This is a genomic window from Kitasatospora sp. NPDC001664, assembly GCF_053596675.1.
Genome location: NZ_JBSFGS010000007.1, coordinates 1 through 13,776, shown reverse-complemented (window position 1 = coordinate 13,776; position 13,776 = coordinate 1). Strand labels below are relative to the sequence as shown.

Genomic DNA, 13,776 nt, shown 5'->3' with positions numbered 1-13,776 from the left:
GGGCAATGATCACGTGCTGGGATTCCCATTGTGGCAGCACCTCGCGCCTCAGCAGGATGAGGGTCGTACCGACCGGCACCAACCGACCCACGAGGTTTTCATGATCGTCATCACTGCGCCCACCGGGAACATCGGCCGCCACCTGCTCCCCCTCCTCCTGGCACCCGCCGTCGAGGAGGAGGTGCGGGTGGTCGTCCGCGACCCCGCCCGCCTGCCGGCCGCCGCGCACGGCCGGGTCGAGGTGGTCACCGGCTCGCACGGGGACCGCGCCGTCCTGGACCGGGCCTTCGAGGGGGCGGACGCCGTCTTCTGGCTGGTCCCGCCGGACGGCTCCCGCACGCCCGAGGAGGCCTACGTCGGCTTCACCCGACCCGCCGTCGGCGCCCTCGCCGCCCACGGCGTCGGGCACGTGGTCGGGGTCTCGGCCCTCGGCCGGGGCACCCCGCTCGCCGACCGGGCGGGCCTGGTCACCGCCTCCCTCGCGATGGACGACCTGATCGGCGCGTCCGGCGTCAACTACCGCGCCCTGGCCTGTCCTTCCTTCTACGAGAACCTGCTGGAGGACGTCCCGTCGATCGTCGAGCGCGGCGTCTTCACCGACTCGGTCGACCCGTACCTGAAGGCGCCACTGGTCGCGGTCGCCGGCATCGCGGCGGCCGCGGCGGCCCTGCTGCTGGACCGCTCCTGGAGCGGCACCGGCAGCGTCCCGGTGCTCGGCCCGGAGGACCTCTCCCCGCTCGACCGGGCCCGGATCCTGACCGAACGGCTCGGCCGCCCGGTCCGCTACGAGCACCAGCCCTACGGGGAGTTGCACGCCGCCCTGGCTGGCTACGGCCTGGACGAAGACTTCGTCCGGGGCGTGGTCGAGATGAAGCGCGCCAAGGACGCCGGCCTGGACTCCGGCGCCGTCCGCTCCCCCTCCGCCGCCTCCACCCTCTCCTTCGCCCAGTGGTGCACCGACACCCTCGCACCCGCCGTCCTGGAGGCTTCCTGATGACCACTCACCCCAACACCACCCCGGTCACGGCGTTCATGCTGCTCAAGACCACGCCGGAGTGGCTCGCCCTGACCGTCGAGGAACGGCTGCACGCCTTCACCACCCAGGTCCTGCCCGCCATCGAGGCGCGGACCACCGGTGTTCGCTCCCGCTTCTACGACACCGAGTTCTACTCCTCCCGGGTCACCGACGTCTGGGTCTGGGAGGCCGACGACCACCACGCGTACCAGCTCCTGGTCGACGCGCTGCGCGAGACCCCGTTCTGGGACCGCTACTTCGAGGTCGTCGACCTCCTGGTCGGCACCGAGAACGGCTACGCCCGCACCTACGGGCTCGCCCCGGTGGCCACCATCACCACCTGAGCCCGCAGCACCCGTGCCGCCCACGCCGCCTGCGGACCATGGCCGGATGTGCCAGAAGCCCGTCATTGCGGACATCGGGCGGCGGGCGGCAGGATCGGGACATGCCCGCTCCGCACCGTGTGGTGATCGCCGCCTTCCCCGGGGTCGAACTCCTCGACGTCACCGGCCCCGCCGAGGTCTTCTCCGTCGCCTCGCGGCTCACCGGAGGCGCCGGGTCCACCGGGTCCACCGAGGCCGCCTACCAGGTACGGGTGGCCACCGCCGACGGCGGGCCGCTGACCACCTCCAGCGGGGTCCGGCTGCTGGCTGAGCAGGTACTGGAGCGAACTCGTCACCACGTCGTCCCGAACCCGAGCCCGCTCGGCCACCACATCACCGTCGACGAGATCATCAACTACGCCGAAGCCAGCTCGGCGACGCACGCATGAGGTGCGCCCAGCTGCGAACAGTTGGGCGCACCAAGCTATTTCACCGCGCGCGTTCGACGGCCCTCCGATGCTGAATCCTCAGTCAGCTCAGGAACGCCCCGCCGCCACTCCGCCTGAACCGCCCGGATCGATCGGATTCCGCTGATCATGGCCCTGCTCAACGACCAGCACTGCCTGAAGTCCCTCGGCCCGCCCGACCGACCCACCGTCCACCCCCACACGAAGCTCCAGCTCCCGGCCGCGAACCCGCCACTCACCTGGCACCTCTGCGCTCTCCCGAAGCCGTGGCACTGGGCCTCGAATGCCCACCTCGCCTTCGAGCCTGCGCCCGACTACCACCGGGAAGGCATCGCCCTGATCCCCGGCCTCGAAGTTCGAATGGTCGGTGCCCGGCCAATCACCGAATGGGGACCGCGCAACATCCCCGCCAACGAACCACGCCGGTCGCTCCGCCGCTTCAGCACCTGCCGCAACTGGCAGTTCGCGTGGTGGCTTCGCCTGCCCCGTGCCGCGCCGGACGTAGCCGTGGCTACTCCAGTGCGGCACGGGGCTGATCAACTGCCCTTGCTGTAGTTGATCATTGGTGCGGCGCGCTGCTTGGTGAGCCCAGTGGTAGAAATGAGGTACCTCAACCGAGAGACTTCACCATGGCCCCCACTCGAACCCGCCGAGCTCGCGTCGCACCGTCGAAAGTCGTTGCCGACAACGAGCGCGAGGCCGCAAGGTTCCTACGCGACAATCTCGGCGAGACCCTGACGGCATACGTGGCAGGAAGTGCGGATGCCCGCCTAGTCGCTGATTGGGCAACCGGAAAGAGGAGGCCGCCAGCAAGGGTCCGGGTTCGCCTGAGGGTTGCAAGTGACGTGTTTCAGCTCGTCCAAGCTGCCGAGAGCCCCCATACGGCCCGTGCATGGATGATTGGCTCCAATCCGCAGCTGAACGATCGTTCTCCGGCTGAAGCCCTCCATCGGGGACGTCTGAAGGAGACTCGGAGTGCCGCAGAATCCTATCTCGTTGGCGGCTGACGAATTAGTTGGGTGCTGCTCCCGCTCAATGCCAAAGCAGGGCGTTTGGCGAGTCGCACCGCTCGCTGACCCGCTACGCCCGAGTCGTATATCCGAGTCACAGTTTGATCAGCCGGGCGGCAATAGGTTCGACATTCTTGGATGTGGAATCTTGTACTTCTCCACCACGCTCCAAGGGTGCTTTGCTGAAACTATTGCCCGGTTTCGCGTGTCGGCGAAGATGCGTGCAATGGTGGCAGATGAATGGCGACAACGCGGATTCATGGAAGCTGGATCAGTTTCAGCGGAGTGGCGCGATCGCCGATGTGCGGTACGCGTCACTGCTGACCATCGGGCACAGTTCTTGGATGTCGAGAGCGCGCGGACCCATGACTACCTCACGACGGAGCTGGCGGAGCAGCTCGCCGCCCTGAAGATCGACTACCTTGATGTTCCCGTGGTGAGAGGGCCGGACCGACGTGTTACCCGGCAGATGTGCGCGTGGGCGAGGAGGGTCCATTCATTGCCTGGCGGTCCAGCATTCGGTGGTGTGAGATACATTTCCCGGCTCGGAGATTGGGAGTGCTGGGCTGTCTTCGAGGACACCGGACTTGTAGAGGCGGAGCGGATAGACATCCCTGTTGCAACACCCGAGTTGGTCGAGATCGCGCAGCTCTACGACTTGACCATCCATTAGTCGTAGGCAGCTGCCTGGTCGGCAGCGACGGATGCGATCATGGGTCCTGGCGTGGGGCGCTCCGGATGGAGGACCCGCGCCATGGCCCGCCACACGAAGGCGCAGCGCGCTGCCATCGCGCAGCGCCGCGCCGACGCCGTCGAACTACAACTGGCCGGCGTCGACTGGCTCACCATCGGCCGCAAGCTCGCCGCTGACCCGTCGATCAACACCGACCGGATCGCTTACCCCCAGGGCTATGGCGCAGACCTCTACGCCAAGGGCAAGGAGCCGCCGGACGACGCGACTCTGATCCGCTACACCTGCAAGGACGTTCAGCACGCCCTCAACGAGCGGTACACCAACCTCGGCGTCTCGGTCGGCGAACTGCGCCTGGTCCACCACATGCGACTGGAGCGCCTGTTCTTCATCGCGTTCCGCCGCGCGGTCAGGGACGGAGACCTCCCCGCGGTTGACCTGGCTGTCCGCATCCTGTAGCGGGACGCCCGGCTGCTCGGCATCGACAAGCCGACCCGCACCGAGCTGTTCGGCCCGGACGAAGGGACGATCACGCTGGAGGCAATCACCTCCGCCGAGCTGGCGCTGCTCATCGCAGCCACCGAGGGCGAGGACGGCTGATGGCGGGCCACACCGAACTCCTCTCCCAGTACCGGACGTTGCCGGCCGACCGGCGCCGAGCCATCGCCCCGAAGGCCTCGCCCAAGCTGCGCGTCGAGCTGGCCCGGGCCGAGACGGACATGGCCATGCGCCGCTCGCCGGGCTCGCTCGCCGCCGTACTGACCGCCAGGCGCGAGATGCAGGCCGAGCACCTGGAGAGTCTGGTGGGTGACGAGACCGGCATCGTCGGCATAGCGGCCGGCTACGACGAGAACCTGTACGTCCTCGACGACCGGTCCGGTTCCATGGGTGCCAGCGACTGGGGTCTCACCGCCTGCCGCCTGGCGCTTGAGTTGAAGGCGGACACCATCGTGGTCGAGTCCAACTACGGCGGAGACATGGCCCGTCAGGTAGTCACCCAGGCGTGGGACCAGCTGGCCCGCGAAGGCGTCACCCACGGTCTGCTGATGCCGATGATCCTGGAGGTGACCGCGAAGGTCGGCAAGAGGCTCAGGGCCGCGCCGATCGCCCAGCTGTACGAACAGGGCCGGGTGCACCACGTCGGCCAGTACCCGGAACTGGAGGGGCAGATAGTCACCTGGGTCGCTGGCATGGACAGCCCGGACCGGATGGACGCAGCTGTACACAGCCTCACCGAACTCGCCGACCCGGACCAGCTCGTGATGCTGCCGAAGGGCCTGGACGACGCCCGCCTCGACGGCCGCCGGTATGCGCCGAATCACCACAACAGGTTTACCGTCAACCAGCGCCAGCAGCCGCTGGTAGGTTCCCGATCATGAAGCTGAGGGGGAAGCTCGTCATCGCGGTCGTGGCCGGAGTCCTGGCGATCGGCCGGGGAGTGGTGTGGGTGGCGTAGCCTGACGCCACGTCACCCGCCGCTCGCCCGCAGCCGGGGACGCCGGAGTGGGACAACTGGAAGAAAGAGTCGATCGTGGCCGGGCGGCTCGCGCAGCTGGCCATCGTGCAGCGGGGAGAGGAACGCTCTCGCGACCTGTGCGACGCCGAGTGGAACAAGCTTCGGCCCGAGTAGCGAGACCGCCTCGACAAGATCGCGTTCGGCTCCAGCCGCATCCTCCAGTAGGCGGCCAGTGGGTAGTTCACTGAGAAGGCCACGGTGGCTCTGGTCCGTCGGGCAGAATCTCGCCGTGGATATCTGGATTCCGGCAATCGTAGGACTCGTTGGTGCTGTCGTTGGTGCGCTGGCGTCGTCCTGGACCACCTTGAGGTCGCTCGCCAAGCAGAGCGAGGCGGCTCGGGCTGAACGAATCGCGGCCGAGGAGGCAGCGGCCATCGACGCGATGCTGACCCGGATGTGGGATCTGGAGCAGCACGCCAACAAGACCTGGAAGTGGAACCCCTGGAAGCAGGAGGAAGACGAGGCCGAGTGGGACAGCTGGGGTGAGTCTCTGGTTGCCCTGCTCGGTCCGGTCTCTGTGATCATCGAGTCGGTTCACGGCGCCACTGCCCGCGAAGAGGTGCGCAAGGCGCTGGACACCATGCACGACTGGCAGACAGGGGTCAACGCGAGCGTCAAGCACCCTGGTGCCGTCGTGGCCGTGGGGGCCCGGCGGATCGTTGCGGTGCTCGGTGCGTACCGCCGAGGAGAGCAAATCCCCGCCGAGCCGAAGCTCCTTGCCGAGGTGAGGGCTGATTCCGAGATGTTGTCCGAGCTCGCTCGGGAGGCAGGCGCGTAGGCTGACCTTCGGTATGGGGCCTGGTTGCTCGGAGGGGCACTGTTGGCCTGCGCGAACTCGTCATCGGCGCCTGGAGCTGGCTGAACTACAAGCCGGTGATGACCGCCCCGATCCGCCGGGACTCGGGCCCGTTCGCGGAGTTGGCCGCCGGCTGGGTACCGCCGGAGGATCTGCGCCGACTCCAGGCGCACAAGCTGCTCGCCGCGTACGACAACAACCAAGCCGGGCAGATCGCCGCCGCCTCGGGTGACGACACCGGGCTGGAGCGGCGCGAGCTCGGCGACGCCGCGAAGCTGATCGACACCGCTCTCGGCTACATGTTCGGCTCCGAGCAGACCATCGTGGTGCCCCGGGCGGAGCACTCGGAGGACGAGGCACCGCTGACCGGCACGGTGGAGGCCCTGTCGGTGCAGAGCCGGTTGCGGGAGTGGGCGGAGAAGGAGCTACTGCTGCCCATCCAGCAGGCCGAGCGGTCTGCGGTCCGGTGCGGCAACACCGTGCTCACCCTGGCGTGGGTGCCGTTGAAGGGCCGCCCGATCCTGCGGGTGCGGTGAAGACCTCGCGGGTGCCCGGCGGAATCGACCCGACCAAAGTGCTCCCGTCGTCCACCGGCCCCCAGATCCGCTTCGTCTGAAAGGAGTTGACCGATGACCATCCAGGACCTGATCAAGGGCGTCGGCGCCCACGACCTCACCGCGTTCGCTCGCGCCATCCCAACACTGGCCGACTTCCTGCTCAGCAACACGCTGTTCCCGACGCTCGTGTCCCGCGAGGTGAAATGGCGCATCAAGCAGAGCGGACGGTACGTCAACCCCGCGAAGTTCCGGGCGTTCGACGCGAGCGTGCCGTTCGCCGACCGGCAGGCGTGGGAGTCCGCGCGGGAGGGCGCGCTGCCGCCGCTCGGCCAGAAGCTGGTCGTGGGCGAGCAGGAGCAGATCCTGCTGGAGCAGTCCCCCGGCGCCGACCAGGACCGCCGATCGAGCTGCTGTACGACGACGCGGAGCGCCACGTCGAGGCGATCCGCTCGCGGCTGGAGCTGACCGCCGGTGACGTGCTGCTCGACGGGAAGTTCAGCCTGGTCAACGAGAACGGCCTGACGGTCGAAGTGGACTTCGGCGTGCCGGCCGGCAACATGCCGGTCGCCCCGAAGCTCTGGTCCGACCCGACCAGTGACCCGATCGCCGACGAGCTCGGCTGGATCCAGTACCTGGACGACCTCGGCGTGCCCGAGCCCGCGATGGTGCTCACCTCCCGCCGCGCGGTCAGCCACCTTGCGAAGAACAACTCCTACCGGGCCGCGTACTACGGCTCGGCGAACCCGTCGAACACTCCGACTGCGACGCTGACTCCCCAGTAGATCAACGTCGTTCGAGGCAACTACGGCCTGCCGCCCATCACCTTCTACAAGGGGCAGGTGCGGGTGGACGGCGTCCCGACGAAGGTGCTGCCGGACGACCAGTGGATCCTCCTCCCGCCGGACCGGCAGAAGTGGGGCCAGCTCCAGTTCGGCGTCACCGCCGAGGCCCTGGTGCTCTCCCGGAGCTCCAACCCCGAGATCGACCGGGAGGACGCACCGGGAGGACACACCGGGCATCGCCATCACCCGCGGCGTTCAGGACGACCCCGTGCAGATCTGGACCGAGGGCGCGGCGGTCGGCATGCCCGTGTTGGACACCCCGGACGCCCTCGCGAAGGTGCTCAGACATGGCCCGACCTGCCGCTGCCGTCCACGTGGACCACCCCGTCTCGCGAGAGCGGATCGTCCTCCAGCCCGGTGACGAACCGGGCCCGGAGATCGCCGGGCTGATCACTAACCCGGATGTCTGAAAGGAGCCGCCCCCGGAGTCCGAGGAGGAAGCCAGCAGCAGTGATCCGGCCGACGCCCCGGACCAGCTGGTCGAAGCGGAGGTCCCGCCCGAGACCAAGGCGCCCAGGGCCCGCAAGGCTCGTGCCGACGCCGAGTAGTTGAGCATGCCCGAACCAGCACCCCCAGGACCCCGCCGAGCTCGCCAGCCGGTACGGACGCCTCGGCACGGCCCGCGCCGTCGCGCAGAGGTCCTGGCCGAGCGGCGCGCACGGCTGCTCGCCGACCCACTGCGCCTGGTCGTGGACGGAGTGGTCACCCTGGAGCAGAGCGGCAACGTCACCGCTTTGCAGCGCCAACTCGCCTCCCTCCAAGATGCGGTGGGCCCAGATGAGGCGGTCGTGGAGGCCAGCACGGCGCCGTTCCTGGATGCGACCGCTCCCGTACCTGCGCGCAAGGGCCGGTAGGCTGCCGTGGTGTACGAGTGGCCGCCGTTGGTTCCCGGCGACGCGGACGAGGTGGCCCGCCGTGTCGCCGCCGTACTCGAGGACGCCTGGCAGAGACTCAACGAACGTCAGGTCGCTGTGCTGGCCGCGTTCGCCGACAACCGGCGGATACCCGACGTCCTGGCCACGCTCACCGAGTTCAGGGCGGAGTCGTCCTGCCCTCCCTGGTCATCTGGCTTCGCGAACCGACCAGATGACCATTCGTCAGACGGGCCCTGGCCAGCCGTCAGTGACCGGGGGTCAGTTGGCCGGAGAGGCGGGCGTGGAGATCGGCGCTCGGGGGGTTGAGGCCGGTGAGCTCGACGGTCTTGCCGCGCTGCGCGTACCTGGCGGTGACGGCGTCCAGGGCGGCGACCGAGGAGGCGTCCCAGACGTGGGCGCGGCTGAGGTCGATGGTGATCCGGTCCGGGTCGCCGGCGTAGTCGAAGCGGGTGAGCAGCTCGTTGGCCGAGGCGAAGAAGAGCGCGCCGTCCACCGCGTAGACCACCCGCCCGCCGTCCGGGTCGCGGACGGCGGAGAGCCGGGCGTGGTGGGCCACCCGGCGGGCGAAGACCGCCATCGCGGTGAGCGAGCCGACCACCACCCCGGCCGCGAGGTTGGCGGTGGCGACCACCACGACGACGGTGACCACCATGACGGCGAGCTCCCCGGCCGGCATCCGGCGCAGCGTCCGGGGCATGACGGAGTGCCAGTCGAAGGTGCCGACCGAGACCATCACCATGACCGCGACCAGGGCCGCCATCGGGATCTCGGAGACCACCGGACCGAGGAGCACGCAGAGCACCATCAGGAAGGCACCGGCCAGGAAGGTGGAGAGCCGGGTGCGGGCGCCGGAGACCTTGACGTTGATCATCGTCTGGCCGATCATCGCGCAGCCGCCCATGCCGCCGAACAGCCCCGTGACGACGTTGGCGACGCCCTGGCCGACGGACTCACGGGTCTTGTCCGACCGGGAGTCGGTCAGCTCGTCCACCAGCTGGGCGGTCATCAGCGACTCCAGCAGGCCGACCAGCGCCATCGCCAGCGCGTAGGGGGCGACGGTGGCGAGGGTCTGCGGGGTGAACGGGACGTCGGGCAGGCCCGGCAGCGGCAGCGAGTCCGGCAGCCCGCCCTTGTCGCCGACCGTGGGCACCGCGATCCCGGCGCCGAGGGTGAGGGCGGTGAGCGCCACCACGGTGACCAGCGGCGCCGGGACCACCTTGGTGAGCTTCGGGGAGAGGACCATCAGCACGAGCCCCACCGCCAGCAGCGGGTAGACCGCCCACGGCACGTGGGTCAGCTCCGGGAGCTGGGCCAGGAAGATCAGGATCGCCAGCGAGTTGACGAAGCCGACCATCACGGAGCGGGGCACGAAGCGCATCAGTCTCGCCACCCCGAGCGCGCCCAGCACGATCTGGAACACCCCGGCCAGGATCACCGCCGCCACCAGGTACCCGAGGCCGTGCTCCCGGTTGAGCGGGGCGATCACCAGGGCGACCGCGCCCGTGGCGGCCGAGATCATCGCCCGGCGTCCGCCGACCACGGCGATCACGACGGCCATGGTGAAGGAGCCGAACAGACCGACCTGCGGCTCGACCCCGGCGATCACCGAGAACGAGATCGCCTCCGGGATCAGGGCCAGCGCGACGACCAGTCCGGCCAGGACCTCGGTGCGCCAGACCCTCGGGTCCGACAGCCACTCGGGGCGGAGGCGGCCGGCCGGGGCGGGGGCGGGGGAAGACACGGGTGGTGCACCTCGTCGTGCTCGGGCCCGGCCCCGCGGTGGGACGGGACGGGGCGGTGCGGGTGGTCCGGCGGCGGGGCCGGGCAGGCAGTGGGTGACTCTACGGCCGCCCCCGGCGCCACCGGCCGCACCCGGGGCTACCCGACTCAACCCGCCCGACAGACCGTCAGGTCAGCCACCGGGCAGCGGCCCTGACGGCCCGGAATCCGCTACCGGCCGCCCCGGGCCCCGTGGCAGCATGCGCGCCATGGAGACGAACGGGGTGCCCGTCACCGAGGCGGAGGCGGTACGGGAGCTGCGGCGGATCGCCCACTCCTGGGTGGACGGCCGGCACGAGGAGCCGCGCCTCCTGATCGAGGCGGCACTCCGCGCCCTGGACGCCGGCCTCTACACGCCCTCGCTGCTGCACCTCGCGGCACTGATGAGTGCCGAACGCGACGAGGCCCCGGCCCTGTTCGACCGGGTGATGGACGAGCTCGGTTTCGGCTTCCGTCCGCCGCCGGGCTACTGGGAGGGCCGCCTGGCCCTGGCCGGCTGGTGGGCCGCGGAGGTCGCCGACGGCTGGCTCGACCCGGCCGAAGGCATCGCCCTGATCCTGGAGAACGTCGCGGACGCGTACGGCGACTGCGAGGAGCTGGCACCCGTCGTCGAGCTGATGGACCGGCTCTGGGACCGCACCGGCCCGCTCCCGCCTCCCGCCGCGATCGAGGCCGCGATGGTCCGCACCGCACGGGAGTTGACCCGCCGGATTCCGGCTCCCGACCGTTCGCCGGCGCACGGCCCGAATACGGATCCGATCTCCCGGCGGCAAGGTCAAGATCACCCAAAGTCATGACCAGCCGTACGGAAACACCGGACCGTCGCGACCGGACCAAACGGGCAAACGACCGAGGCCGGTTCCCCTCCGGTCCCGATCGTTGCCGGATCGAGATCTCCCGCGCCAGCGGGTGCTCACTCAGCGTGAGAGGTTGTGCGGCGCTCTCCGGAGCATGATCATCCGCACCCACTCACCAGGATCGATTTTGCCGAAGAATGCTCAGGCCCTATCCGCATCGGCGGGCAGGGCCTTCACCGTGTCAACGCTACGAAGGGTGTCCACGGTCGTGGTGCTCGGTCTGCTCGTGCAGACCGGCGCCGTGGTGGACGCGGTCGCGTCCTCGCCGAGGACGCCGAAGCCGGGCGCCAAGCCCTCCGCCTCGCCAACCGGGGTCGTCGGCGAGGCTCCTGACGAAGCGTCGGCCCTGCTGGCGGCGCGGCTGAACAAGCGCCGGATCGAGGTGACCGGTGCCCGCACCGCCACCACCACCCTGTGGGCCAATCCCGAGGGGACCCTCACCCAGGAGATCGCCGACGGCCCGCTCCGGATGAGGTCCGGCGAGGCCTGGGTCCCGGTCGACACCACTCTGGTGGAGCGGCCGGACGGCAAGGTCGCGCCCAAGGCCCACCCGGAGGGTCTGGAGTTCGCCGGCGGTGACGCGACCTTGAAGGTCGGCGACGCGCTCCCGGGCACGGAGGCCGCCGTCCGCGGTCTGCCGGGCAGCGGTGCGCCCGCTGCCGACCCCAAGGCGTCCGCGCCCGCAGCGGGCGCCGCGAAGCCCGCCGGGCAAGGGCTGGTGAAGCTCGGCAAGGACCGCGAGCAGGTCGAGCTGGGCTGGCTCGGCAAGCTGCCCAAGCCCAAGCTGTCCGGCTCCAAGGCCACCTACGTCAACGCCCGCCCGGGCGTGGACCTGGTGCTGGAGGCCACCCGGACCGGCTTCGAGCAGTACCTGATCGTCAAGGACCGCTCGGCGGTCTCCCAGGCCGGCACCCTCACCCTGCCGATCGACACCACCGGCTACCGGATCGAGCGCCAGGCCGACGGCGGCATCCGTCTGGTGGCCCAGGAGCCGGGCAAGGCGCCGGTCCGCATCCCGGCCCCGGTGATGTGGGACGCCGCCGTCGACGAGGGATCGGCCGAGCACCTGCACCGCGGGGCGGTCTCGATGGAGCTGCGCGGCGAAGGCGCCGGCGCCGAGCTGGTGTTCACCGCCGACGCCGCGTTCCTCGCGGACCCGAAGACCCGGTACCCGGTCACCATCGACCCGACGGTGGACCTGGGCACCACCTTCGACACCTTCGTGCAGAGCGGGACCAGCAGCGACCAGTCCGCGTCCACCGAGTTGAGGGTGGGCACCTACGACGGCGGATCGACCGTCGCCCGCTCCTTCCTCCAGTTCCCGATCTCCGGTTTCAAGGGGAAGCAGGTCCTGGGAGCCACCCTCAACCTGTTCAACTTCCACTCCTACTCCTGCACCGCCAAGGAGTGGGAGGTCTGGAACACCACCGACCCCTCGACCGGGACCCGGTGGACCAACCAGCCCACCTGGGGCAGCGAGTACGCGTACTCCTTCGAGACCCGCGACGTCGACACCGGCACCGACGCCCACCAGTGCGCCAACGGCGACGGCAGCGGGTGGGTCAAGGCCGACATCACCCGGCTCGCCTCGGACTGGGCCGGCACCGGCAACAACTACGGCTCCGTCGGCCTGAAGGCCGACAACGAGTCGGACACCGCGGCCTGGAAGAAGTTCTCCTCCGCCGAGGGCGGCGCCGTGCCGTTCATCTCGGTGACGTACAACTCCGTTCCGGCGACGCCCGGTTCGGTCGACGTCCAGCCCTCACTGCCCGGTGACCCGAGCTACACGGCCTCGGCCACGCCGCGGTTCCAGGTGCTGGCGGCGGACCCCGACGGCGGCAACATCGGCGTCAACATCGACCTGTGGAAGGGCTCCACCTTCCTGAACGGCATCTACCGCACCGTTCCGGCCAACAGCTACCTCCAGGTCACCTCCGCCGACCTCTCCTTCCCCACCCTGGAGGAGGGCGCCACCTACTCCGTGTGGGCCCGGATCAGTGACGCCAACTCCCAGTCCGGCTGGGTGGGGCGCTCGTTCGTGGTGGACACCGTCAAACCCGGTGCGCCGTTCGTCACTTCGCCGACCTACCCGGCCGACGGCCTGTGGCACGGCGGGGCCGGACAGGCGGGCCAGTTCACCTTCACCCCGCCGGCGAACACCACCGACCTGATCGGGTTCGTCCACTCCCTGGACGGCGGGGCACCGGTGACGGTCGCCGCGACCGGCACCACGAGCACCTCGATCACCCCGAGCACCGACGGCAAGCACACCCTCAGGGTGCAGGCCAAGGACCGGGCGGGGAACCTCTCCGACGCGACCACCTTCGCCTTCCAGGTGGGCCGCGCCGGTCTGACCTCGCCGGTCGACGGCAGCCGCAGCGCCAGGCGCGTGAAGCTCTCGGTGGACGCGCAGGCCGACCTCAAGCGGGTGGTCTACCAGTACCGCCGCGGCCCCGGGGCCACCGAGTACAACGTGCCGCTGACCAACCTCACCAAGGCGGACAACACCCCGGTCACCGACCCCAAGCCGCGCCTGGCCGACCTCGGCACGCACGCCAACTGGACGGTGGTCGACACCCTCGGCAACGTCGGCGGCGTGGTCCAGGTCCGCGCTCTGATGTTCCCCGAGGACGGCTCCGGCACCGGCACCGCCACCGGCTGGAACACCATGACGGTGGACCAGAACGCCGACGGCGCCGCCTCCGCCGCGCTCGGCGTGGGTTCCGTCAACCTGCTCACCGGTGACTACTCGCTGGGCTCCACCGATGTCGACGAGTTCGGCAGCTCGGTCAAGCGCATCTACTCCTCCCGCGGCCTCGGCCGTGGTTGGCAGCCCCAGGGCGAGCGTCTGACGGCCGCTCAGCGCCAGGTCACCGACCTGACCGGCTTCGTGGCCGGCCCGGCCGACGTCACCCGCTCCACCGTGCGCGGCCACGACAACTCCACCGACTCACTGCTGATCAAGCCCTCCAACAGCTGGGCGTCCTACGCCTCGATCGGCCCGGAGTACACCCTGGGCCAGGGCATGAAGCCCGGCCGGACCTACCG

15 protein-coding genes are annotated in these 13,776 nt (G+C 69.9%); 14 read left to right on the top strand and 1 reads right to left on the bottom strand.

The genetic code is table 11. From position 1 onward, the window contains the following. The first annotated feature begins 100 nt into the window (after window positions 1-100). The 12 genes from ACWCYY_RS11980 (at window position 101) to ACWCYY_RS11925 (ending at window position 7,627) form a co-directional block, all read left to right on the top strand. Complete coding sequence (locus tag ACWCYY_RS11980) at window positions 101-994, top strand: NAD(P)H-binding protein (protein ID WP_449795915.1); 894 nt, start codon at window positions 101-103, stop codon at window positions 992-994. Beyond that, window positions 994-1,359, top strand: a complete 366-nt coding sequence (locus ACWCYY_RS11975; RefSeq protein ID WP_449795914.1) for a darcynin family protein — start codon at window positions 994-996, stop codon at window positions 1,357-1,359. Before ACWCYY_RS11980 ends, ACWCYY_RS11975 begins: the two co-directional genes overlap by 1 nt. Window positions 1,360-1,460: 101 nt before the next feature. Further along, window positions 1,461-1,787, top strand: a complete 327-nt coding sequence (locus tag ACWCYY_RS11970) for a hypothetical protein (RefSeq protein WP_449795913.1) — start codon at window positions 1,461-1,463, stop codon at window positions 1,785-1,787. A gap of 147 nt (window positions 1,788-1,934) precedes the next feature. Continuing rightward, window positions 1,935-2,360, top strand: coding sequence for a hypothetical protein (locus ACWCYY_RS11965; protein ID WP_449795912.1), 426 nt, complete (start codon window positions 1,935-1,937; stop codon window positions 2,358-2,360). 480 nt (window positions 2,361-2,840) lie between these two features. After that, a complete protein-coding gene (locus tag ACWCYY_RS11960) occupies window positions 2,841-3,488 on the top strand; it encodes an RES domain-containing protein (RefSeq protein WP_449796063.1) in 648 nt (215 codons plus the stop codon). An 81-nt stretch (window positions 3,489-3,569) separates the two neighbouring features. After that, the gene (locus ACWCYY_RS11955) at window positions 3,570-3,965 is read left to right on the top strand and encodes a hypothetical protein (RefSeq protein ID WP_449795911.1); all 396 of its coding nucleotides are present in this window, start codon (window positions 3,570-3,572) and stop codon (window positions 3,963-3,965) included. A gap of 140 nt (window positions 3,966-4,105) precedes the next feature. Beyond that, complete coding sequence (locus ACWCYY_RS11950; RefSeq protein WP_449795910.1) at window positions 4,106-4,885, top strand: hypothetical protein; 780 nt, start codon at window positions 4,106-4,108, stop codon at window positions 4,883-4,885. A 366-nt stretch (window positions 4,886-5,251) separates the two neighbouring features. Beyond that, the gene (locus tag ACWCYY_RS11945; protein ID WP_449795909.1) at window positions 5,252-5,800 is read left to right on the top strand and encodes a hypothetical protein; all 549 of its coding nucleotides are present in this window, start codon (window positions 5,252-5,254) and stop codon (window positions 5,798-5,800) included. Window positions 5,801-5,898: 98 nt separating this feature from the next. Continuing rightward, a complete protein-coding gene (locus ACWCYY_RS11940) occupies window positions 5,899-6,354 on the top strand; it encodes a hypothetical protein (RefSeq protein ID WP_449795908.1) in 456 nt (151 codons plus the stop codon). A gap of 93 nt (window positions 6,355-6,447) precedes the next feature. Continuing rightward, the gene (locus tag ACWCYY_RS11935; protein ID WP_449795907.1) at window positions 6,448-6,840 is read left to right on the top strand and encodes a hypothetical protein; all 393 of its coding nucleotides are present in this window, start codon (window positions 6,448-6,450) and stop codon (window positions 6,838-6,840) included. Then, complete coding sequence (locus ACWCYY_RS11930) at window positions 6,777-7,157, top strand: major capsid protein (RefSeq protein WP_449796062.1); 381 nt, start codon at window positions 6,777-6,779, stop codon at window positions 7,155-7,157. The genes ACWCYY_RS11935 and ACWCYY_RS11930 overlap by 64 nt, the downstream gene beginning before the upstream one ends. A gap of 347 nt (window positions 7,158-7,504) precedes the next feature. After that, window positions 7,505-7,627: a hypothetical protein gene (locus tag ACWCYY_RS11925; RefSeq protein WP_449795906.1), complete on the top strand. Its 123-nt coding sequence runs from the start codon at window positions 7,505-7,507 to the stop codon at window positions 7,625-7,627. A gap of 709 nt (window positions 7,628-8,336) precedes the next feature. On the opposite strand, the gene ACWCYY_RS11920 is transcribed toward ACWCYY_RS11925, so the two are convergent. Further along, the gene (locus ACWCYY_RS11920; protein ID WP_449795905.1) at window positions 8,337-9,833 is read right to left on the bottom strand and encodes a SulP family inorganic anion transporter; all 1,497 of its coding nucleotides are present in this window, start codon (window positions 9,831-9,833) and stop codon (window positions 8,337-8,339) included. 247 nt (window positions 9,834-10,080) lie between these two features. On the opposite strand from ACWCYY_RS11920, the gene ACWCYY_RS11915 reads away from it, so the two are divergent. Then, window positions 10,081-10,668 carry a hypothetical protein gene (locus ACWCYY_RS11915; protein ID WP_345279607.1) on the top strand — a complete coding sequence of 196 codons (588 nt, stop codon included), beginning with the start codon at window positions 10,081-10,083 and terminating at the stop codon, window positions 10,666-10,668. A 256-nt stretch (window positions 10,669-10,924) separates the two neighbouring features. Then, window positions 10,925-13,776: DNRLRE domain-containing protein (locus ACWCYY_RS11910; protein WP_449795904.1), on the top strand; the 2,852-nt coding region annotated here is incomplete at its 3' end.

Excerpts from the sequence above, each read along its gene's own strand:
- ACWCYY_RS11980 (WP_449795915.1), top strand. The coding sequence starts at position 101 with ATGATCGTCATCACTGCGCCCACCGGGAACATCGGCCGCCACCTGCTC.
- ACWCYY_RS11975 (WP_449795914.1), top strand. The coding sequence starts at position 994 with ATGACCACTCACCCCAACACCACCCCGGTCACGGCGTTCATGCTGCTC.
- ACWCYY_RS11970 (WP_449795913.1), top strand. The coding sequence starts at position 1,461 with ATGCCCGCTCCGCACCGTGTGGTGATCGCCGCCTTCCCCGGGGTCGAA.
- ACWCYY_RS11965 (WP_449795912.1), top strand. The coding sequence starts at position 1,935 with ATGGCCCTGCTCAACGACCAGCACTGCCTGAAGTCCCTCGGCCCGCCC.
- ACWCYY_RS11960 (WP_449796063.1), top strand. The coding sequence starts at position 2,841 with ATGCCAAAGCAGGGCGTTTGGCGAGTCGCACCGCTCGCTGACCCGCTA.
- ACWCYY_RS11955 (WP_449795911.1), top strand. The coding sequence starts at position 3,570 with ATGGCCCGCCACACGAAGGCGCAGCGCGCTGCCATCGCGCAGCGCCGC.
- ACWCYY_RS11950 (WP_449795910.1), top strand. The coding sequence starts at position 4,106 with ATGGCGGGCCACACCGAACTCCTCTCCCAGTACCGGACGTTGCCGGCC.
- ACWCYY_RS11940 (WP_449795908.1), top strand. The coding sequence starts at position 5,899 with ATGACCGCCCCGATCCGCCGGGACTCGGGCCCGTTCGCGGAGTTGGCC.
- ACWCYY_RS11935 (WP_449795907.1), top strand. The coding sequence starts at position 6,448 with ATGACCATCCAGGACCTGATCAAGGGCGTCGGCGCCCACGACCTCACC.
- ACWCYY_RS11925 (WP_449795906.1), top strand. The coding sequence starts at position 7,505 with ATGGCCCGACCTGCCGCTGCCGTCCACGTGGACCACCCCGTCTCGCGA.
- ACWCYY_RS11915 (WP_345279607.1), top strand. The coding sequence starts at position 10,081 with ATGGAGACGAACGGGGTGCCCGTCACCGAGGCGGAGGCGGTACGGGAG.